Raw genomic sequence first — 21,935 nt, 5'->3', positions numbered from 1 at the left:
GCGGGTAGAGATGAGAACCATTATTGTAGGTACTAGACAAAGCGCACTAGCGTTAACGCAAACGGGACAGGCGGTAGAGCTCTTGAAGCAACTTGCTGCGGAGCACGGGATTGAGTGTCAATTTGAAATTAAGAAAATTGTCACGAAAGGCGACCGCATTTTGGACGTAACCCTATCCAAAGTAGGCGGCAAAGGGCTGTTCGTCAAGGAGATCGAACAGGCGCTTACGGACGGCGAGATCGACATAGCTGTCCATAGCATGAAAGATATGCCCTTCGAGCTTCCTGAAGGGCTTGTGGTTGGAGCGATACCGAAGCGTGAGGATCCGCGCGATGCGCTTATCACACGCGGATATGGCTCCCTGCAGGAGCTGCCGCAGGGCGCGCTTGTAGGGACCAGCTCGCTGCGCCGTGCCAGCCAGCTGCAGCATCTCCGCCCGGACCTCCGCATCGAGTCGGTCCGCGGTAACATTGATTCGAGGCTGCGCAAGCTCGATGAAGAGAACTTCGATGCGATTATGTTGGCCGCAGCCGGTTTGCACCGGATCGGCTGGCAGGATCGCATCAGCGCGTACTTGCCGCCCGAAGAGTGCCTCCCTGCCGTAGGGCAGGGGGCGCTCTGCATCGAGTGCCGGGGCGGCGATGCTTTCGTGCTGGACCTGCTGGGCAAGTTCCAGCATGAGCCTACTGCGCTCGCGGTGCGGGCAGAGCGGGCATTCCTTGGCAGACTCAACGGAGGCTGCCAGGTGCCGCTCGGCGCTTACGCGAGCGTAAGCGAAGAAGGCAGCGGGCTAGAGGCGCCGCTGCTTACGCTGACAGGCATGGTCGGAACGCCGGATGGCGCGACCATGCTGAAGGAAACGGCTTCCGGGCGTGATCCGGAAGCGCTTGGCGAACTTATTGCAGGCAAGCTGATCGAACAAGGCGCTGAACGTATCCTAGCTGAGGTAAGGGAGTGAGCCACTTGAACAAGGGAAGAGTTTATCTCGTTGGCGCGGGTCCTGGCGACCCGAAGCTGATCTCGGTTCGTGGTTTGGAAGCCATTCAGAAAGCAGATGTCATTGTCTATGACCGTTTGGCGAATCCCCGTTTACTCAAGCATCGCAGACCGGATGCTGAGCTGATCTTTGTCGGCAAGCTTCCGGACAAACATATTTTAAAGCAAGAAGAAATCAATCATTTACTCGTAGATTTGGCTTTGCAAGGCAAAGTCGTTACGCGTCTAAAGGGCGGCGATCCCAGCGTTTTCGGACGTGTAGGGGAGGAAGCGGAGCTGCTTGCGGAGCACGATGTGACTTACGACATCATTCCGGGCATAACGTCTTCAATAGCCGTTCCGGCTTATGCGGGCATTCCAGTAACACATCGCAATTTCACGTCGTCCTTTGCGATTATTACGGGTCACGAGTATCCCAATAAAACGTACTCCGGCTTGGACTGGGAGCATCTGGCGAAAGCAATCGGTACGATGGTCTTCTTAATGGGTGTTGCGAATATCGAACAAATCAGCCGTGAATTAATACGCTGCGGCAAGCCCCCGGAAACGCCGGTAGCATTGGTCAGATGGGGCACTTGGGCAGACCAGGCAACCATCACAGGAACGCTCTCCGACATTACGGAGAAGGTGAGAGAAGCTGAATTCAAATCGCCGGCTGTCATTATTGTCGGTGAGGTTGTGAAGCTGCGCGAGAAGCTGGCTTGGGTCGAGAAGAAGCCGTTGTTTGGCCGTCGGATTTTGGTGACACGTGCCAGAAGCCAGGCAAGCGAGCTGGTTGATCTGATCGATGACTTCGGCGGGGAAGCTGTCGAGTTCCCGGTGATCAAGCTGCAGCCGCCAAGTCGACCTGAAGCCCAGCAAGCATTGGATGAGGCTTTAGATGACCTGCATACCTACGATTGGATTTTATTAACCAGTGTGAACGGAGTGGAGTTTTTCTTCAACCGGCTGCGCGAGCGGAGGATCGATGTTCGCAGAATGGGTAATGCCCGTATTGCGGCAGTTGGTCCCAAAACGGCTGAGGCGCTTGCTGAGCGAGGCATTATTGCCGATGTACTTCCAAGTAAATATCAGGGTGAAGGCATGCTGGAGGCCATTCAGGCTGATCTGATAGCGGGTCAGAAGGTCCTGTTACCTACAGCTGATTTGGCACGAGAATATTTACCCGTTAAGATGCGCGAGCTTGGTTTGCAAGTCACGGAAGTTGATGTGTATGAGAATGTGCTCACAGCGGATGACGGGGATGAAATCATTCATCTGCTGCAAAATCATAGCATTCATATTATTACTTTTACGAGCTCATCCACCGTTACGAATTTGATTGAAGCCTTGAAACAGCTTGGAATTGAAGAGCCTTTATCCCTGCTGCAAGGTGTTGAAATTGCTTGTATCGGACCCAAAACCGCAGAAACGGTACGTCAATATGGACTGCCGATTACGTATATGGCTGAAGAGGCCACTATTGCTTCACTTGTTCAAAGCATGATTCAACCTAAATAAGGCATTAAATAAGGAGGCAGAATCCTCATGAGTTTCCCCATTGTTCGTAATCGCCGCTTACGTGGTAATGCAGCTATTCGTAATTTAGTTCGTGAAAATCAGGTGACCGTTAATGACCTGGTACAGCCTATTTTTGTAACCCATGGCACGAACGTCAAGTCCGAAATTGCTTCTATGCCAGGCGTTTATCATCTGTCGTTAGACATGCTGAAAGCCGAGATTGACGAAATTACATTGCTTGGTATCCAAGCCATTCTCTTGTTCGGAGTTCCCGACTACAAGGACGCAAAAGGCACATCCGCTTACATGGATGAAGGTATCGTGCAGCAAGCAACGCGTTTTATCAAAGAATTGAACCCGAACTTGCTCATTATTGCAGATACTTGTCTGTGTCAGTTTACAGATACAGGGCATTGCGGTGTCATTCATCATCATCCGATTACAGGCGCAGCCGACGTTGCGAATGATGCATCCCTTGAGCTTCTAGTTAAAACGGCGATTTCCCAAGCAAAAGCCGGTGCCGATATTATCGCTCCATCGAATATGATGGACGGCTATGTTCATGCGATTCGTTCCGGTTTGGATGAAGCAGGTTATGAAAATACACCCATCATGGCATACTCGGTGAAGTATGCGTCAGCATATTACGGCCCGTTCCGGGATGCGGCTCACTCCACACCACAATTCGGTGATCGCAAAACGTATCAGATGGATCCTGCCAACGGAAGAGAAGCGCTGCGCGAAGCGGAAAGCGATGTTGTGGAAGGCGCAGACTTCTTAATGGTGAAGCCGGCTCTTGCTTACATGGACGTCATCCGCATGCTCAAAGATAATTTCGACCTGCCGGTCGTGGCTTATAATGTGAGTGCTGAATACTCCATGATTAAGGCCGCTGCCCTGCAAGGATGGGTTAATGAAGAGGCGATCGTGATGGAAACCATGCTGAGCTTCAAGCGCGCCGGTGCGGATATTATCCTGACGTACTTTGCCAAAGATATTGCCCGTTATTTGAAAAACAGCTAATTTTAAAAAGTTGGAACCATCCATCCTAGAAGGCACAGCCAGGCAGTTTCCCGAGGAAATTGAACCGCTGCCACACTAGTTGCGGGTGGTTCTTTTGTCATACATTTGTCGCAAAACGTAAGCTTACGTCGGTTGTGACAGGGGTATAATTAGGGCATAATGAATGAGAATAGATGGAAACCAGAGGAAGGTGCCTCATGAGCTACAACGACAATTTTATTAAAGCGTGCCGGAAAGAACAGGTGGATACGCTGCCGGTATGGTATATGCGTCAAGCCGGTCGTTACGATCCGGATTATCGGAAAATTAAAGAAAAGTACACGCTGCTCGAGATTTGTAAACAACCGGAGCTTGCTGCAGAAGTTACGATGATGCCCATTAAGAAGCTTGGTGTTGATGCGGCAATTTTATATTCAGACATTATGAATCCTGTTGCTTCGCTAGGAATTGATTTTGATATTGTCAAGGATGTTGGTCCAGTTATTCATACACCGGTTCGGACGGCGCAGGATGTTGAACGTTTGCGTCCTATTGATGTGGACAAGGACTTGTCCCATATCATTGAGACGATCCGCATTTTAGACAAAGAGCTTGAAGTTCCGCTTATTTCATTCGCGGGCGCACCATTTACGATTGCCAGCTACTTGATTGAAGGGAAGCCGTCCAAGAGCTATATTCGTACGAAGCAGCTTATGTACTCTGAACCTGCTGTTTGGTTTGCGCTGATGGATAAACTTGGTGACATGGTGATTACTTATTTGAAATCCCATATTGGCGCCGGTGCGAAAGCTGTTCAAGTATTTGATAGCTGGGTAGGGGCGCTGTCTCCTGCAGATTTCCAAGTGTATGTACTGCCTACAATGGAGCGGATTTTCAAGGAGCTGTCTCACTTGAAGGAGCCGAAAATCTATTTCCCGGGCGTAAGCTCAGGCGAATTGCTTCCATATTTGCATAATCTGCAAGCGGATGTCATCGGTTTGGACTGGCGTATTCCGATCCCGGTAGGACGTGAGCGGGTAGGCGAGCGCTTCGCGGTGCAAGGTAACCTGGATCCTTATATCCTGACGGCTCCTATGCATGTCATCGAGCAGCAGGCGAAAGCGATTATGGATGAGGGCATGAAGAAGCCCGGTTATATTTTTAACCTTGGACATGGGTTGTTCCCGGAAGCATCGCTGGAAAAGCTCAAAGATTTGACGGCATTCATTCATGCGTACTCGCATTCCGTGTTAACTCAACAACCAGAAAAGAGTGGTGTTTAGGATGACAAAACGTCGTGTTGGTGTATTAGTCATGTCCTACGGGACACCGGAAAGTCTTGATCAGGTGGAAGCGTATTACACGCATATTAGACGCGGGCATCCGCCTACACCTGAGCAGCTGCACGAATTAACTGCGCGGTATGAAGCGATTGTAGGCGGGTTCTTTCCGCTGCGCGAAAATACGAATAAGCAGGTAAAAGGTCTTGAAGACACATTGCGCGCCGAGCATCCGGAAGTTGAGTTTGTGTGCTATCAAGGCTTGAAGCACGCTCAGCCGTATGTAGAAGACGGTGTGGAGCAAATGGTCAAAGATGGGATCACAGAGGCTGTAGGAGTCGTTCTGGCGCCTCACTACTCGACGATGAGCGTTGGCGGCTATGTAAAGAGGGCGAAGGACAAGGCAGAGGAGCTTGGACTTAAGATGAGCTTCGTGCTGGATTACCATCTTCATGCGAAATTGATTGATGCTCTGAGCTCTCGGGTAGAAAAAGCGCTAACGAAGTTCCCGGATGCGGAGCGGAATGATATCCGTGTTATCTTTACGGCACATAGTTTGCCTGAGAAAATTCTCGAGATGAAAGATCCTTACCCGGATCAATTGCTTGCGACTTCCAAAGCTATCGCTGAACGCGTACAGTTGACCAATTGGCAGTTCGGTTGGCAAAGCGCAGGCCAAACGGCAATGCCATGGCTTGGACCTGACATTTTGGACGTTCTCAAGCAAATTCATAAAGAAGAAGGCGTGAAGAACGTCCTGCTCTGCCCAATCGGATTTGTATCCGATCATTTGGAAGTCCTTTATGACATTGATATTGAAGCGCAAGCTTTGGCTAAGGAGCTGGGCTTGCATTTGGAACGAACGGAATCGCTTAATACGGACCCGTTATATATGCAAACACTAAGCGATGTTGTTTACACCAAATGGCAGGAAGAAAGTAAACAGTCATGAGTACCCCTACACCTCACTACATGATCGTTGGCGGGGGGATTACAGGACTTAGCGCTGCTTTTTATCTAAAGAAACGTTTGGAAGCGGAAGGTAGGCCATTTCGTATTTCTGTGGTGGAAAAATCGGCTGCGTTTGGTGGGAAAATTCACACGCTCGAGAAGGAGGGCTTCGTTATTGAAAAGGGGCCTGACTCCTTTCTTGCCCGGAAGCGGCCTATTATTGATCTGGCGTATGATCTCGGACTTGAGCAGGAGCTTACCGGTACGAATCCGAAGGCCAAAAAGACGTATATTGTACGTCAAGGCAAGCTGCATCGGATGCCTCCGGGTTTAGTGCTTGGGATTCCCACACAAATGACTCCGTTCATGAAAACAGGCCTTATCTCTCCGCTTGGCAAAGTGAGGGCAGCCTTGGATCTGGTCTTACCTAAGCGTGAAATAACGAACGATGAGTCTTTAGGACATTTTTTGGAACGCCGATTAGGCAAAGAAGTATTGGAGCGAATTGTAGAACCGCTGTTAGCGGGGATTTATGCGGGAGATACGTTCAATCTCAGCTTGAAATCAACATTTCCTCAATTTCGAACGATGGAGCAGAAGCATCGCAGCTTGATCCTCGGCATGATGGCGAGTCGCAAAAACGTTCCGGAAGAAACGGCACACCTGCCTGCAGCGATTCGTAATTCGGTTTTCGTAACGTTCAAGAAAGGGCTCCAAACGCTTGTTTCGGGCCTAGTGGCAGCACTGGAGTCAGCGGACTTGCGAAAGGGGTTAGGGGTTGCTTCTATTCGTCAGGTCGGACAGCAGGCAGAGGTTCAATTTGAAGATGGCAGCAGCGAAATCGTCGATGGCGTGATTGTAACGTCGCCGACTTATCAGGCTGCCCAAATATTGGGTCACTTCCCTGCAGCAAGCGAATTGAAGAAAATTGATTATATTTCCGTAGCGAATGTCATCATGGCATTTGATCGGAAAGATATTCCGTTTGAACTGGATGCTTCAGGCTTTCTAGTTCCGAGAAATGAGGGCAGCACGATCACAGCGTGCACGTTAACCTCCGCCAAGTGGCTGCACACGGCGCCAGAAGGCAAAGTGCTGCTCCGCTGCTACATCGGCCGTTCAGGCGAGCAGGAATGGCCCGCGTGGTCCGATGAGCAGCTGATCAGTAAAGCGCGTCATGATCTGCGTAACCTGCTCGGTTTAACGGCTGAGCCGCTGTTTACGGAGGTAACACGTCTCAATCACTCGATGCCCCAATACCCGGTAGGTCATCTGGAGCAGATCGCGCGCTTCCGCGAAGAGTTGAGTACCGCAATGCCACAGGTTCTGGTGACAGGGGCAGGTTTCCATGGGGTTGGACTTCCTGACTGCATCAGGCAGGGGAAAGAGGCTGCCTGGCAGCTTGCAGATCGTATCATACATCAATCCGCTAAGGAGCAGGCTGTTGCATCTGCCTCCGTCTAGCGCAGCTTGGCCAGATCCAACTTGAAATCGGAAGAGGAGATGGCCAAGATTTGTTTTTCCTCTAAATCGCGAATCACTTGCAGGAGGATGCCTTTTTGCACACCGGCGAGCTGCGAAATTTCATCGAAATTGAGCACAAGCTTGATGGTGATTTTGTTCTCTGAGCGAATGCCATGTTTATTAGCCATTGTAATTAAGCTTTTGATGACCCGCGTTCTGGCGTCTAAAAAGGTTAAATCATAGACCTGCTGATTCGTATCGCGCAGCCGGTTGTGAAGATTTTGACGGACCCGCTGACAACCATATAAAAAACGTTGCCGATGTCTTTTTCAGAAAAAAGGACGGTATTCCCTTTGTAAGAGCGTCTTATGCAAATCTGTTCCAGCGCGTTCTGCTGATTTTCGTTCAGCCGAGAGAATAAAGGGACTTTTTTAATATAATCAAGCATGTTAGGTACCGCCTTTTTATAGGTATAATGTCAACATTTTAGCATAGAAAGTTTAACGGGGGGTATTAAATTATGGAAAATTCGAGCAGAATCGACACGCGCTCTGCAGCCGCTTTTCAAGAATCCAAGAAGGTCATTCCCGGTGGCGTCAACAGTCCTGTTCGCGCTTTTAAATCGGTGGGACTCACACCGTTGTTTATGGAGAAAGGTGTTGGATCCCGCGTTACGGATATCGACGGCAATACGTTTATTGATTATGTAGGCTCTTGGGGACCGCTTATCGTAGGACATGCACATCCTGCCGTGCTGGAAGCGATTAAAGCGACTGCCGAGAAGGGGACGAGCTTTGGTGCTCCGACGCTTCTGGAGACGCAAATGGCGCAGCTGGTTATCGATCGTGTGCCGTCTATTGATATGGTTCGAATGGTGAATTCCGGTACAGAAGCGACGATGAGCGCATTGCGATTGGCTCGCGGTTATACGAAACGCGACAAGATCGTTAAGTTCGAAGGAAGCTACCATGGTCACGCGGATGCGCTGCTGATCAAAGCGGGTTCCGGTGTAGCTACGCTGGGCTTGCCTGATAGTCCAGGTGTCCCTAGCAGTGTTGCAAGCAATACGATTACAGTGCCTTATAATGATCTGGCTTCTGTGCAGTTAGTGTTTGAGAAGTTCGGTGAAGAAATCGCCGCTCTGATCGTGGAACCGATTGCCGGGAACATGGGCGTAGTCCCTCCAGCACCGGGGTTCTTGGAAGGACTACGTGAAATTACAAAGCAATACGGTTCTTTGCTTATCTTCGATGAAGTGATGACGGGCTTCCGCGTGCACAAGAACTGCGCACAAGGCCTGTACGGCGTTACACCGGACTTAACATGCCTGGGTAAAGTAATCGGCGGCGGACTTCCTGTAGGCGCTTATGGAGGCCGTTTGGACATTATGGAGCAAATGGCTCCGGCTGGTCCAATCTATCAAGCGGGCACGTTGTCCGGAAATCCACTGGCGATGGCAGCAGGGTATGCCACATTGTCGCTATTGGGCGAGCCAAACGTCTACGAGGAGTTGGAGCGCAAATCCGCTATGCTGGAAGCCGGATTTACACGCAATGCGGCTGAATTCGGTGTGGCAAGCACGATTAATCGCGTAGGTTCGATGATTTGTCCGTTCTTTACCGAGACGAAGGTCACGAATTATGAGACGGCCAAAACGTCGGATCTAGCGAAATTCAATGCTTACTTTGGCCATTTGCTTGATTTAGGCGTTTCGGTTGCACCTTCGCAGTTTGAAGGGATGTTCGTATCCACTGCGCATACGGATGAAGATATCGCGGCGACGATTGATGCTCATCGTGAGGCGTTGAAGAGATTGTAAAAGCAGGATGAACGACAAAAGAGGCTGTATCTGAGTCATCTACGATCGATGACTTCGGATACAGCCTCTTTGGCGGTCTTATGTAGCCCAAACCTATTCTGTTTTCACTGGAGGACTAGTTACGGGCTGAGAAGGGTTCGCACCGTTATTGTTACCCTGCTGGCCTTGCGCAGCGTTCGAGCTCGGCGTTGGTGTCGCGCTCGGTTTTGGTGTTGAGGAAGCTCCTGTCGAGGAGCCTCCGGAACCTGTTGTGCCGCTGCCTGTTCCCGGTGTAGGCGTCGGGGTTGCCGATGACGCTGGTGGAGTCGGCGTTGGTGTAGGTGTTGTCGACGGTGAAGTTTGCGGTTTCCCCGTCGAATTTGGCTTGCCAGAACCGTTATTTGTTTCTGAAGGGTTCTGCGTTGTCCCGCCATTCTTGACTGGATCACTGCTGGATTCAGGCTTTTGGGACGGTGTAGGAGTTGGTTTCGGTGTTGCTTTTGGCGGATGTGCCTTAAGTTCAGCTTGTTCTTTCAAGAAATCAGGGTGATCGTAAGCGCCGCCTGGATCGATGTTGGTCAGTCCCGCCCAAACGTTTTTCACTTTTACTTCATCCGGATGATCGAAAACAAGGAAGGCTGACGGCAAGCGGCGCTCGCCATAACGACTGGAAGGGCTCGTGATCAACTCATCGTTGTAAACCATCTCGGAAGAAGCTCCGCCATCCAAGAAGCCTGCATTAATAACGCCGTCTGCCAGGAAAATATCCTGTACTTCTTTCAGGGTTGCACCCACACTGTGAGTTTGACGGCCATCAATGACGATGAAAATAACGGTGCCGTCGGCTTTTTGGCCTACAGCCGTACGAGGAGCGCGTCCCCAACCGCCATCTCCGCTTGTAATAAGCGGTTTGCCGTTTGCGATAACACGAGGATAGAATGAAACCGCATCTGTAACGCCTAGCTTCAATAGATCGTCAATTGTATATTTTCCGATAATGAGCGTACCTTCTTTGGTAAACCCTACAATATGCTGAGGAATGCTGCCTTCTTGGTCGGTATAAAGAATTTCACCGCCGGACATAATAGCTCCAATTGGGGCAAATCCGTTTCCTAAACCGTCCGGATCGTTAAATCCGCCGCCGTTGACGCCTGCGACAGCGCCTGTACGCTGAACCATCGAGGTGATTCTCTCGCCTTCGCCTTGCTTAGCAGGAACGACAACGCGAATCGTACGCGGATCGTAAACATACATCTTTTTGCCTTTCCAGAATTGACCGGAAATATCTTCGACCTTCACGAGGCTTTCTATGGAACGGTTCTTATTGAATTGAACAGCTTGCAAGTCTTGTTTTTCTACCGAGTTCACTTCTGTTAAATTTTGCATTTCAAGAACCATCTGGTCTCTGCGCTGGGCTCCTACGAAAATCCAGGCCCAATCCCGGTGCTGCGTGGTGATGACCGTTTTGGCTAAATACTCGCGAATAAATGTCCCTGGTGGGGTCAGAAACAAAAAGCTTGAACTAAGGAATGTACATATAGCAATAACAAGTAAAGTGCGCTTCAACCAGCTATAGTTGCGAAAATGTTCTAAAATTGAACTGCCCAAGTTGTTCCTCTCCTGCTCTAGTATTCTATTTGATGATTCAATGTCGAAAAAAATCAATACTAGAGTTATATTATCATATTTTTGCATGCAATTGATATTGGTAATTGTTAAAATAAAATGTACGTCATCCAATACCCATAAGGAGTTATTGATTCATGAAACGCTACTACTTTTTTGATTTTCCTATAGATTTAATGGCTTTGACCTTGTTGTTTCTACTGATTCTACTTGCTATCGTCATTTCTTTTCATAGAGGGACACGTTCATGACCGTTTGGAAACGCAGCGGGGAATGGTTGGAACTTCCTCTTCCGAGTGAGACATGGAAACCCTTGAAGCCCGGTGCTGTAGATGAAATCGCTGCGTTACTGCCGGTTCCGCGCAAGTACTTCCTGCGCTTAGCTTCCCAAGGGCGTATCCGCGTGCAAGACAATCAGGTTAGGCTTCATGTGTTTGCGAACGAAGAGGCTGCTTTCCGAGCTGAACGCCAAGACGTTGATGTCCTGTTTGAGGACGATTTCTGCCTTGTCGTTAATAAACCGGCAGGCATGTCGGTACATCCTTCCGAAGCAGGCCAAGGCGGTACACTGGCTTCTGCCGTAGCCTATTATTATGAATCGACCGGTCAAGCCTGCGCCGTGCGGCACATCCATCGTTTGGACCAGGATACGACTGGCGCTGTTTTATATGCCAAAAATGAATGGGCACATGTTCTGCTTGATGAAGCGATGCGCGATAAGCGGATCGATCGTCGTTATGTTGCTCTGGCACAAGGAGTTTTCACCAGAAAGCAAGGAACGGTGGACGCGCCTATCGGCAAAGACCGCCATCAATCCGGCAAGCGCAGAGTGACAGCAGGCGGCGATCAAGCATTGACGCACTACCGGGTGCTTCGCCAATTGAACCATGCTGCGCTAGTGGAACTGGAACTGGAAACAGGGCGTACCCATCAGATCCGAGTACACTTAAGCCACTTAGGGCATCCGCTTGTTGGCGACGTCTTATACGGGGGATCCGCCCGTTTGTTTCAACGTCAGGCCCTGCATGGGGAGAAACTTACATTCGAGCATCCTATTACACAAAAGTTGATTGAGGTTCATGCGCCGCTCCCGCTTGACTTCAGGCAATTGCTGGACAAAGTCGAGTCGTCATCAAAAATGTAGTCATGCCTCGCCCTTACCACCCATATACTTAGAAAGACAAACAAGTAAATGGACCAGCAATCCGAGAATGCCTTCGGCATCCGGGTTTGATGGAAGGGAGGATTAATCCGGTGTCTGAACAACAACCAGGTCTGAGATTCGATATCTACGAGCGTGTACATTTGCAGGAGAATTTGGCGGGGATACAAGAGTTGAATGATGTAGAATTGGTTCCTCACATTCAGGTGCTTACTTTGGATAATCAGGCGATCCTTAAAGGAAACTTGCTGCTTACAGGCAACTATGCCAGCGAAGAAGGGGGAGCCCCGCGGCTACTTGAACATTTGATTCCGGTAGAGATCACCTTGCCCCTAAATCGCATTCATCGTGTAGAAGACATTCAAGTGGATATTGAGAATTTTGACATTGATTTATTATCAGCGAGAAGTTTGAATGTGACCGGTGTGTTATCTCTGCAGGGCGTCGAAATTGTATCGGCTCCGGTCGAGAGCTGGCGGGAGGAAGAGGAAGTTACGTTCGTGCATGAGATTAATTTCCCACGGTACGAGCCGCCGCCTGCCAACTATCCGAATCAGCCGATTCAAGAGAATCCGTCGATTCAACCGATTCCAATGCCTTATATGCAGCCGACTCCCCAAGTTCAAGAGCCAATAGAACAAGAGATGCCAACGCCTACACAAATGCCTACACAAATGCCAATAAATGAAGAGCCCGTTCCTGCGCCATTGCAGCCAACGCCTTCGTCGATTGAGGAAGACGACTGTGAGGACGGCGGCTCGGCAGTCGTAAATATTGAGCAAACGGAATTGAAGGTGAGCCCCCATTCGGACAGCACGGTGGTTACGGAGGAGAAAAAGGATCTCAAAGTTGCGTTCGGGAAGAAGGCCAATGAGGCTGTCGATATCAACCCGTACGGCCTCAAGTCGCTTCTCTCGAAAGCGGGCTCGTACCTTACGGACAAGAGGCGGGCTGAGGAGGAAGCGCAAGCTGCTCTCGCCGAGGAGTCGCGCATAGACGCCGTTGAGTGGAAGCGCCTGTTTCTTCAAAACCAAACGAATTCGCAAGAGTTTAGAAAGCTGAAAATGTGTATCGTTCAAAAAGAAGAAACGTTAGAGACGATTGCCAAGCGCTATCAGCTCAACCCGCGTGAGCTGCAGCTATTGAACAGGCTCGGCGATCAAGAGATTTCCGTAGGGCAGGTTATTTATCTCCCTAGATAATAAGCTGGATACATAGGCAAGAGCCTCTGGCCGTTTTCACGGCTGGGGGCTCTTCATTTGTTGTGGAACATCTTTTTTGAAAGCGGCATATTTTACTCATAAACGGTAATACTTGAATGATATATTGACTCTATTTCAAATGTTCGATATCATATGATGTAATCCTTTTGAGTAATATTGGAAACGTTGATAGGGAGTAGTAGGCGGAATGCCCTTCAGAGAGTGGAACTGCAGCGCTGAAAGGTTCCATAGGAAGCAACCGAACGAAGTCGCCCTGGAGTTGTGAATGTGACGGGAAGCGCCCGCGATCCGCGGAGTAGCTCACTTAGCATTTGCCGGCCGCAGCCGTTATCTGTTTGAGAGCCACGCGCTTCATATTGAAGCTGCGCGGAATAAAGGTGGTACCACGGAAGCAAGCCTTTCGTCCTTTGCGGGCGGAGGGCTTTTTTTGTTTGATCTAACCTAGCAGACGAGCTTAATGACAGGCCTTTAAAAGCCTATTTAACAGAGATAACAGTAATGGAGGTAATCTTATGACCGAAGCGAATGAAACGAAAGAGCAATTGCAAATGCCTACCACGTACGACCCCAAAGAAGCGGAGCGAAAGTGGTACGATTACTGGATTAAAAATGAGTTTTTCAAAGCGGGCGGCCGTCCGGACGCGGAGACTTACACCATTGTGATTCCGCCGCCTAACGTAACGGGGATGCTGCATATCGGGCATGCGCTTGATTTCACACTGCAGGATATTTTGGTTCGTACGAAGCGGATGCAAGGTTATGACACGCTTTGGCTGCCTGGTTCCGACCATGCGGGCATTGCGACACAAACGAAAGTGGAACAAAAGCTCCGCGAGGATGGCCAATCCCGCTATGATCTGGGACGCGAGAAGTTCCTTGAGAAGGTTTGGGAATGGAAAGAGCAGTACGCGAACACCATTCGTGAGCAGTGGGCTAAAATGGGCTTTTCTTTGGATTATTCCCGTGAGCGTTTCACGCTGGATGAGGGGTTGTCACAAGCCGTTCGTGAAGTTTTCGTCAGCTTGTATGAAAAAGGACTTATTTACCGCGGAAACTATATTATTAACTGGGATCCTGCGGCACGCACGGCGTTATCAGACATCGAAGTTGAATATAAAGAGGTTCAAGGCGCGCTTTACCATTTGTCTTACAAAACGACAGACGGCCTGGATTCCATTGTTGTTGCTACAACGCGTCCAGAGACGATGCTTGGAGATACGGCGGTTGCTGTACATCCGAAGGATGAGCGCTACCAGCATTTGATCGGCAAGAAATTGCTGCTTCCAATTGTAAATCGCGAGATTCCGGTTATTGCCGATGAGTATGTTGAGAAAGAGTTCGGAAGCGGTGCGGTGAAAATTACGCCGGCTCATGACCCGAACGATTTCGAAGTAGGGAAACGCCATGATCTGCCGCAAATTCTGGTAATGGATGAAACGGGTACGATGAATGCGAACGCGGGCCCTTACCAAGGCAAAGATCGTTTCGAATGCCGAAAGCAAATCGTGGCTGATCTGAAAGAACAAGGCGTTCTGATCAAAATTGAAGAGCATGTTCACCAAGTAGGCCACAGTGAGCGCAGCGGTGCCGTTATCGAGCCGTACTTGTCCACACAGTGGTTCGTAAAAATGCAGCCGCTTGCCGATCAAGCGATCGATGCGCAAAAATCAGGCAAAGGGGTCAACTTTGTACCAGATCGCTTTGAGAAAACTTATTTGAACTGGATTGAGAATGTGCGTGATTGGTGTATTTCCCGTCAGCTATGGTGGGGTCACCGCATTCCAGCTTGGCATTGCGCAGATTGCGGCCAAATTACGGTATCCCGTGAGGACGCTTCAGCGTGCACACACTGCCAAAGCACGAATCTAAAACAAGATAATGATGTTCTTGATACATGGTTCAGTTCAGCTCTATGGCCGTTCTCCACATTGGGCTGGCCGAACGATACGGAAGACCTTAAACGTTACTACCCTACGAATGTTCTAGTAACGGGTTATGATATTATCTATTTCTGGGTAGCTCGCATGATCTTCACGGCCCTTGAATTTACGGACCAAATTCCGTTCAAAGACGTGCTGATGCATGGACTTGTACGCGACTCCGAAGGTCGTAAGATGTCCAAATCGCTTGGCAACGGCGTAGATCCGTTAGAAGTGATTGAGAAATATGGCGCAGATGCTATGCGGTATATGATTTCTACGAGCAGCACGCCGGGACAGGACCTCCGCTTCCGTTGGGAGCGAGTGGAGCAGGCTCGCAATTTTGCCAATAAGATCTGGAATGCCTCGCGCTTTGCGCTTATGAATCTTGAAGGCGTTAAGGCTGAAGATATCGATCTGACAGGCCAACTTGGCACAGCCGATCGCTGGATTCTGCATCGTTTGAATGAAACGGTTCGCGATGTAACTCGCCTGATCGACAGCTATGAATTCGGTGAAACCGGCCGCTTGCTGTACAATTTCATTTGGGATGACCTGTGTGATTGGTACATTGAGTTCAGTAAATTGAGCCTATACGGTACAGATGCAGCTGCGAAGAAGAAGACGCAATCCGTATTAGCCTACGTGCTTGATCGCACACAGCGCCTTATTCATCCGTTCATGCCGTTCATCTCCGAAGAAATTTGGCAGCATTTGCCGCATGCAGGTGAAACGATCACGCTTGCTTCCTGGCCGACTGAGAACCAGGCGTTCGAATCGCCGGATGCTGTTCGCGAGATGGAGCTGCTGATGGATGCCATCCGTTCCGTTCGTAACATCCGCGCCGAGGTTAACGTTCCGATGAGCAAAAAGGTTGAGCTGTTGATCAAACCGGCAAGCAGTGAGACGCTAAGTATTCTTCAAAGGAACGAAGAGTACCTGAAGCGTTTCTGCAACACATCCCTGCTGCAAATCGACGCTGACATGGGCGCACCGGAGAAAGCGATGACAGCAATCATCACAGGAGCAGAGTTGTTCTTGCCGCTTGCAGGGCTGATTGATATTGCGCAAGAGCTCGTGCGTTTGGATAAAGAGCTGCAAACTCTGCATGGGGAAGTTGAACGTATCGAGAAAAAGCTGGGCAATGAGGGCTTTGTGGCCAAGGCGCCTGCGAAGGTGATCGAGGAAGAAAAGGCTAAGCTGGCGGACTATGCGGATAAGCGTGATAAAGTGATTGCTCGTTTAGCGGAATTAAAGGGATAATTTCAATAAAACCAACGATTGCCTAGTTACGAATACAAGGTGATTCATATAGTAAATGAGGATGAGATCGATGAACGAATTCAAAGACAACCATCCGGCTGCTTTCCAAAGCGCGCAAGAAGCGATCGCTTGGATTGTCGGACGGATGGAGAAACTCGGTATCAAACCGGGACTCCAACGGATGCAGATGTTGATGGAGAAACTCGGTCACCCTGAACGCAGATTGAAATTCATTCATGTGGCGGGTACGAATGGCAAGGGCTCTACATGCGCTTATTTAACTTCTGTCTTGCGGGCATGCGGGTATGATGTGGGGACGTTCACGTCCCCGTATTTGGAAAAGTATACGAACCGTATCCAAGTGAACGGTGAGGACATTCCGGACGCTGATCTGCTTAGACTGGTGAATGACATGAAGCCTGTTATTGACGAGATTGCCGAAACTGAACTTGGCGCTCCGTCGATGTTTGAAATTTCTACGGCGCTCGCCATTATGTATTTCGGCAAAGTGGCTTATCCCGATTATGTAGTATGGGAAACAGGCTTGGGGGGAAGGCTGGATAGCACGAATATCGTGAATCCGGTCGTAACCGTCATTACCAATGTTGGTCATGACCATATGGACATTCTGGGAGATACCATCGAAAAAGTAGCTGCTGAAAAAGCGGGTATCATTAAGGCCGGTGTTCCTATTATTACGGCAGCCCAGCCTCATGAAGGCTGGAGCGTTATCGAACAAACGGCGAAAGCCAAGAAAGCGACGCTTTACTCGCTTGGAGATCAATTCAATTACGCGAATGTGACGAGTCAATTGGACCTTCAGACCTTTGATTTCACGGGGCCATTCCGGCCGATCCCGGGCGTGCCGATTTCGCTGAATGGTGAACATCAGCTGAAGAATGCCGCAGTGGCTGTGATGACGCTGGAAGTGCTTCGTCAATACTATGCCTGCATCGTGGATGATGAGGATTTGTACAAAGGGCTGAAAGAGACTCGCTGGCCGGGGCGGCTTGAGATGATTTCGAACGAGCCTCGTGTGTTGCTCGATGGTGCGCATAATCCTGAAGGTGCCGCGACACTTGCTGCTGCGCTTCAAACCGTCTATAGCTACCGAAAGCTGAATCTCATGATGGGAATGCTTTCGACAAAGAATCATACGGGCTACCTCAGGCATATACTACCATTGGTGGATACACTTATCATTACGGAACCCGATTTTCATAAAAAAGGGGATGCCGAGATGCTCGCGGAGCTAGCACGTGAACTTCTTCATGATATGGACCGTCAGGTGGATATCGTGGTTGAGCGCGATTGGAAGCGGGCATTAGAACTCCTTACAAGCAGAACTGAGCAGGATGATCTGGCGGTCGTATCCGGCACGCTGTATTTAATCTCTGATGTTCGTTCTTGGATTACCTATCAAACCGATTCTGAAAAAGGATGGTGAGAACGGCGTGAGTCAAGCAGAACACGTACATTTTATAGGCATCGGCGGATACGGCATGAGTGCTATTGCCAAAGTCATGCTTGAAATGGGTTACCGGATTTCCGGTTCCGACCTGGCACACCAAGAGTTAACGGAAAAGTTAAAAGCGAAGGGTGCGCAAGTTTTCATAGGGCATGAAGCTCGCAATGTATCAGGTGCTGATTTGGTTGTTTATTCGACAGCCTTATCCAAAGATAATGTGGAGATGCAAGCGGCGGAGGAATTAAACATTCCGGTCATTCACCGCTCACAGATGCTGGCAAGACTTATGAACGAACGCAAAGGCATTGCGGTTGCAGGAGCACACGGTAAAACAACGACCTCCTCGATGATCGCTTTGGTTATGGAAATTTGCGGAATAGATCCGACTTATATTATCGGCGGCGAAATCATGAATGTCGGCAGCAATGCCAAAGCAGGCAAGGGTGAATTCGTTGTAGCGGAAGCCGATGAAAGCGATGGTACGTTCCTGCAATATCATCCAACCCTTGCTCTAGTAAATAACATTGAAGCTGATCATTTAGAGAACTATAATGGCGATTTCGAGAATTTAAAGCAAGCTTATAAGCAATTTCTCAGCCAAGTAAGACCTGGTGGAAAAGCGATTGTTTGTCAAGATGATATGTTTTTACGTGAAATGATTCCGGCCATTCAAAGCGAAGTCGTCACGTATGGGATAGATAATGACGCTGACTATGTAGCCAGCGATATTTCGTTAGGTGACCGTAAGGTTACGTTTAACGTTCACAGCAAAGGTGCGCTGCTTGGGCAGGTTAGCTTATCTGTACCAGGGAAGCACAACGTGTATAACGCATTAGCGACATTGATCACATGCCTGGAAGCGGGACTGCCTTTTGAGAAGATTGCGGAGGCTATTCAAGAGTTCCGGGGTGCGAAGCGTAGATTCCAGGTGCTCGGGGAAGTAGAAAACATCCTGGTCATTGATGACTATGCGCATCATCCGACTGAGATTCAAGCAACGATTTCTGCTGCCAAAGCAACAGGCAAACGGATCATTGCAGTTTTCCAACCTCAACGTTATACGCGTACCTATTATCTATTTGAGCAATTTAGCCGCTCTTTTGATGAGGCGGATGAGGTGATTATTACCGATATTTATTCTCCTGCGGGCGAGAAGCGGATTGAGGGAGTAGATTCAGCTAAACTAGTTGAATTGATCAAGAGCAACAGCAATCCTAATGTTCAGCACATTGCCACAAGGGAAGATGTTCTTGGGTATTTAATCGATCATGTACAGCCAGGTGATCTGGTGCTGACCATGGGTGCGGGGGATATCTGGAAAGCCGCCGACGGTTTAGCGAAGTCACTGCGCAAGAAATACGAGACGAACGGTTAGAGGAAAGATCGCTGTAAGCCAATTGGCTGGAGGCGGTCTTTTTTTGCTTAACCAAACATATTTCAATTCTCTCAATCATAATCTAGTAACAGAAGATTTGGACAAGATGACGGCGGGTCCGTTTCCAAATACATTTTATGAGGAGTGAATGGAATGAGTAAAGCAAGAATCACGTATCGTTTCGACGCCAAGGAGCCGGCAGAATCGAATCGTAAAGCCTCGCGAGTGCCCGGTCCTGAAGAAAAGGTGATCCCACTCTATCAAGAAGAATATAAGGTAGTAACGAATTCTCCCAATGATACGCAAAACTCAGAGGAGATAACATCCTATCAACAAGCTGAGAGAGAGCAAGTAGAAAGCTTATTTGAACCGCATGCGCTGAACACGTTCACTACGGATTTCGGCAACTGGAACAGCCAGATTGAGACGGAAGGCGAAAGAGTCGAGCGAATTATCCGCGAGTCTCAGGCCATTCGGGAACAGCAAGTGAGGGCAGAGGTGCCTGTCGAAAGACCAGAGCCGGTAACAGAGCGAAATCGCGATGAGTGGTCGAGTTGGACGCATAAGGGGCCTTATATAGAACCGGAAGTTGGCGCTAGATATGCGAAGTCAAACGGCGCGCCTTGGATACGTATTGCAACTTCCGTAGCAGGAGCAGTCGTGACGGGAGTCGCTTTCGGATTTTTTGTCCTCTCGATGTTTTCGCCAACCGACCGTGCCGCGACGGACACAGCACCCGGCAAGACTACGATCGCTGTTCCTTCCGCTAATGTAGCGGCTGTTCCTTCGAAAGCGCCGGGCGGTGCTACCAAGACAGGCACAGATCAAGCAGCTGGCCTGCCTGTAACGGCTGGCGCTGTCACACCGGTTCAAATTCCGGCTAAATCCTATACATTCCTGCAAAATGGGGTGTTCAGCTCCATACAAGGCGCTCAAGCCATCCAGGATACGCTGAAGAAGAAAGGCCTGGCATCCGCACTGGACAGTTCGGATAAGCTCACGGTATTTGTGGGATTTGCCAACAACAAAGACGACGCCACTGCCTTGAGACAACAAGTCCAAACCGTGGATAAAACGATAGAAGTGTATATCAAAAGCCTAGACATCCCAGCAGTGACAGGAATCCGCTGGAGCGGTCAAAAGCCCGATTCCGTGCCTGCCTTCCTAACAGAAGCAAATAAGCTTGTGAATACAATTAATGAATTGGCCCTTATTCATCTGGCTGAAACGAAGCCGAGTGCGCTTTCGGATAGTTCGCTGCAAACGATTCACACTTCTCACCAATCGCTGACTACGTTGTCTACGGCGCTAAATGAAGGCTTAAGCGATGACGCCAAACCAATCGTCCAAAAGATGACTTCCTCCTTGAACAGTGCCGTGCAATCGATGGATGAGTACAAGAAAAGCCCTTCCACGGCGATGCTCTGGCAAGCTCAAACATCCATGATGCAGTACATTCTGGCACAAAAAGATCTGCTGAAGAAAATAAGCGTTTCTTAATCAAAAAAACAGGTGCCCCCAGAGCTCATTGGAGCTTTGGAAGACACCTGCTTTTTTATTTTGCGAAGTAACGATCTAACAGGGCAGCAATCTCTGCGCGTGTCATCGTTTGCTCCGGTTTGAACGAAGTATCTGTGATTCCGTTAATGATGCCCTTCTGTTTCAAAGCATAAATAGCTTTGGCACTCCACAAGTCTGCAGGCACATCGTCAAAGGTTACTTTAGGGGTCGGGCTTTGCCCCCCACTTTTTGTAGACAGTTGGGTGAGGCGTTCGAAAAGATAAGCGACTTCGCCACGGGTGATGGGTTGTTCAGGGCGAATCGTTCCATCGGCATATCCTTGAAGCAGATTTAATTGTTGCGCTTTGGCGAAAACGGGGCTTGCCCAGTATGAAGCGGGCAGGTCTTTGTACGTTTGGTCAGCCGTCTGGCAGCTATATACCGCTGAGGTGACGGTTCCACTTGGCGTACAAGCGGTTGCGAGTTTATCGAATGAAAATGCGCGATCCATCAATGTGAGGAATTCCGCTCTTTTCAAAGCGCGATCCGGTTGATACTGATTGTTTATTCCGTCAATAATGCCTTTATTTTTCATACGCAGAATGGACTCTCTTGCCCAATGCCCTAGGGAATCTGTGAATACAGGCGGCGCATAGCCTGCAATGCCGTTCGCAATCCCAACGGCCATTTTCGCTCGAGCGGCGTCACTTGCAAGCAATGCTGCATCGTCGGGTTGGTTTAGAAAAGCGGTTTCCACAAGAATACTTGGAATGCTGCCCATTCTAGCTACGTAAACCGCGCTTGGAACTAAACCTAAGTTCTTCGTACCGGCTGCCGAAACCAAGGAATCCAAAACATGCTGAGCCAAATCTTTACTGTAGGGTGTTAACTGTTTCATTTTGTCGCTTGCGGGATAATCCTCTTGGGGGTAATCATTGTCGTAGTAGAGCACCATACTGCCTCTGGTTGTGCCGTTCGGATGCGAATTGGCGTGGACGGAGACGAATAGATCCGCTTTCAAGGCATCTGTAAAATTCACGCGCTCCGCGAGTGACCAATACGTGTCATCGGTTCTTGTCAGGACGACTTCGTAACCTCGCTTCGTTAGCTCGTCCCGCAGCTTTTGCGTGATGTCGAGATTGACATCTTTCTCCTTCAAACCGTTCACGCCCGAGGCACCGGGGTCGCTCCCGCCATGTCCGGCATCGAGAACGATTTTATAGGCAAAAGCTTGATAAGGAAACGCTATCGTAAGTATAAAGGTGAGCAAAATAAGTCTTTTAAGTAAGGTCATAAGTTGAAGTACCTCCGAAATCTATCTTACTAGGAACAGCTAAGGATGTAAGCAGGTAAGAATCACCATCCGGTTACATTTTCATGGAAAAAATTAGAGTGTGCCCGTATAATA

General features: G+C 49.3%; 17 protein-coding genes. 13 read left to right on the top strand and 4 right to left on the bottom strand.

All coding sequences use genetic code 11. The features are described 5' to 3' along the window. The first annotated feature begins 10 nt into the window (after nt 1-10). The 6 genes from hemC (at nt 11) to hemG (ending at nt 7,193) form a co-directional block, all read left to right on the top strand. Nucleotides 11-958 carry a hydroxymethylbilane synthase gene (gene hemC, locus RQP52_RS20780; protein ID WP_315953633.1) on the top strand — a complete coding sequence of 316 codons (948 nt, stop codon included), beginning with the start codon at nt 11-13 and terminating at the stop codon, nt 956-958. A gap of 5 nt (nt 959-963) precedes the next feature. Further along, the gene (gene cobA, locus RQP52_RS20775) at nt 964-2,496 is read left to right on the top strand and encodes a uroporphyrinogen-III C-methyltransferase (protein WP_315953632.1); all 1,533 of its coding nucleotides are present in this window, start codon (nt 964-966) and stop codon (nt 2,494-2,496) included. Nucleotides 2,497-2,523: 27 nt separating this feature from the next. Then, a complete protein-coding gene (hemB, locus tag RQP52_RS20770) occupies nt 2,524-3,519 on the top strand; it encodes a porphobilinogen synthase (RefSeq protein ID WP_315953631.1) in 996 nt (331 codons plus the stop codon). Nucleotides 3,520-3,716: 197 nt separating this feature from the next. Continuing rightward, nucleotides 3,717-4,781, top strand: a complete 1,065-nt coding sequence (gene hemE, locus RQP52_RS20765) for a uroporphyrinogen decarboxylase (RefSeq protein ID WP_315953630.1) — start codon at nt 3,717-3,719, stop codon at nt 4,779-4,781. Nucleotide 4,782: 1 nt separating this feature from the next. Then, complete coding sequence (hemH, locus tag RQP52_RS20760; RefSeq protein ID WP_315953629.1) at nt 4,783-5,730, top strand: ferrochelatase; 948 nt, start codon at nt 4,783-4,785, stop codon at nt 5,728-5,730. Then, nucleotides 5,727-7,193, top strand: coding sequence for a protoporphyrinogen oxidase (gene hemG, locus RQP52_RS20755; RefSeq protein WP_315953628.1), 1,467 nt, complete (start codon nt 5,727-5,729; stop codon nt 7,191-7,193). The genes hemH and hemG overlap by 4 nt, the downstream gene beginning before the upstream one ends. On the opposite strand, the gene RQP52_RS20750 is transcribed toward hemG, so the two are convergent. Both RQP52_RS20750 and RQP52_RS20745 read right to left on the bottom strand, forming a co-directional pair. After that, on the bottom strand, nt 7,190-7,381 hold the full coding sequence (locus tag RQP52_RS20750; RefSeq protein WP_315953627.1) for a hypothetical protein: 192 nt from the start codon (nt 7,379-7,381) through the stop codon (nt 7,190-7,192). The genes hemG and RQP52_RS20750 overlap by 4 nt on opposite strands. A 44-nt stretch (nt 7,382-7,425) precedes the next feature. After that, nucleotides 7,426-7,641, bottom strand: coding sequence for a cyclic nucleotide-binding domain-containing protein (locus RQP52_RS20745; protein WP_315953626.1), 216 nt, complete (start codon nt 7,639-7,641; stop codon nt 7,426-7,428). Between the two features lie 72 nt (nt 7,642-7,713). Between RQP52_RS20745 and hemL the strand changes: the two genes are divergently transcribed. Next, nucleotides 7,714-9,012, top strand: coding sequence for a glutamate-1-semialdehyde 2,1-aminomutase (hemL, locus tag RQP52_RS20740; RefSeq protein WP_157319224.1), 1,299 nt, complete (start codon nt 7,714-7,716; stop codon nt 9,010-9,012). Nucleotides 9,013-9,105: 93 nt separating this feature from the next. Here the strand turns inward: hemL and RQP52_RS20735 are convergent, their stop codons facing one another. Continuing rightward, nucleotides 9,106-10,599, bottom strand: a complete 1,494-nt coding sequence (locus tag RQP52_RS20735; RefSeq protein ID WP_315953625.1) for a phosphodiester glycosidase family protein — start codon at nt 10,597-10,599, stop codon at nt 9,106-9,108. 265 nt (nt 10,600-10,864) lie between these two features. Between RQP52_RS20735 and RQP52_RS20730 the strand changes: the two genes are divergently transcribed. The 6 genes from RQP52_RS20730 to RQP52_RS20705 all read left to right on the top strand — a co-directional run bounded on the left by RQP52_RS20730 (nt 10,865) and on the right by RQP52_RS20705 (nt 20,527). Continuing rightward, nucleotides 10,865-11,761 (top strand): RluA family pseudouridine synthase, encoded by an 897-nt coding sequence (locus RQP52_RS20730; protein ID WP_315953624.1) that lies wholly within the window; start codon nt 10,865-10,867, stop codon nt 11,759-11,761. Between the two features lie 110 nt (nt 11,762-11,871). Continuing rightward, the gene (locus tag RQP52_RS20725; protein ID WP_315953623.1) at nt 11,872-12,981 is read left to right on the top strand and encodes a LysM peptidoglycan-binding domain-containing protein; all 1,110 of its coding nucleotides are present in this window, start codon (nt 11,872-11,874) and stop codon (nt 12,979-12,981) included. 533 nt (nt 12,982-13,514) lie between these two features. Beyond that, complete coding sequence (locus RQP52_RS20720; RefSeq protein WP_315953622.1) at nt 13,515-16,184, top strand: valine--tRNA ligase; 2,670 nt, start codon at nt 13,515-13,517, stop codon at nt 16,182-16,184. Nucleotides 16,185-16,245: 61 nt separating this feature from the next. Continuing rightward, nucleotides 16,246-17,631 carry a bifunctional folylpolyglutamate synthase/dihydrofolate synthase gene (locus RQP52_RS20715; RefSeq protein ID WP_379170969.1) on the top strand — a complete coding sequence of 462 codons (1,386 nt, stop codon included), beginning with the start codon at nt 16,246-16,248 and terminating at the stop codon, nt 17,629-17,631. A gap of 7 nt (nt 17,632-17,638) precedes the next feature. Further along, complete coding sequence (murC, locus tag RQP52_RS20710; RefSeq protein ID WP_315953620.1) at nt 17,639-19,027, top strand: UDP-N-acetylmuramate--L-alanine ligase; 1,389 nt, start codon at nt 17,639-17,641, stop codon at nt 19,025-19,027. 153 nt (nt 19,028-19,180) lie between these two features. After that, entirely contained in the window at nt 19,181-20,527 is a 1,347-nt protein-coding gene (locus tag RQP52_RS20705) for an SPOR domain-containing protein (RefSeq protein ID WP_315953619.1), read from the top strand. 55 nt (nt 20,528-20,582) lie between these two features. Here the strand turns inward: RQP52_RS20705 and RQP52_RS20700 are convergent, their stop codons facing one another. Next, entirely contained in the window at nt 20,583-21,821 is a 1,239-nt protein-coding gene (locus RQP52_RS20700) for an N-acetylmuramoyl-L-alanine amidase (RefSeq protein WP_315953618.1), read from the bottom strand. Nucleotides 21,822-21,935: the final 114 nt, after the last annotated feature.

Source organism: Paenibacillus violae (assembly GCF_032461945.1).
In the GTDB taxonomy this organism is placed as follows: Bacteria; Bacillota; Bacilli; order Paenibacillales; family NBRC-103111; genus Paenibacillus_E; species Paenibacillus_E violae.
This window is presented reverse-complemented; position numbering and strand designations above follow the sequence as displayed.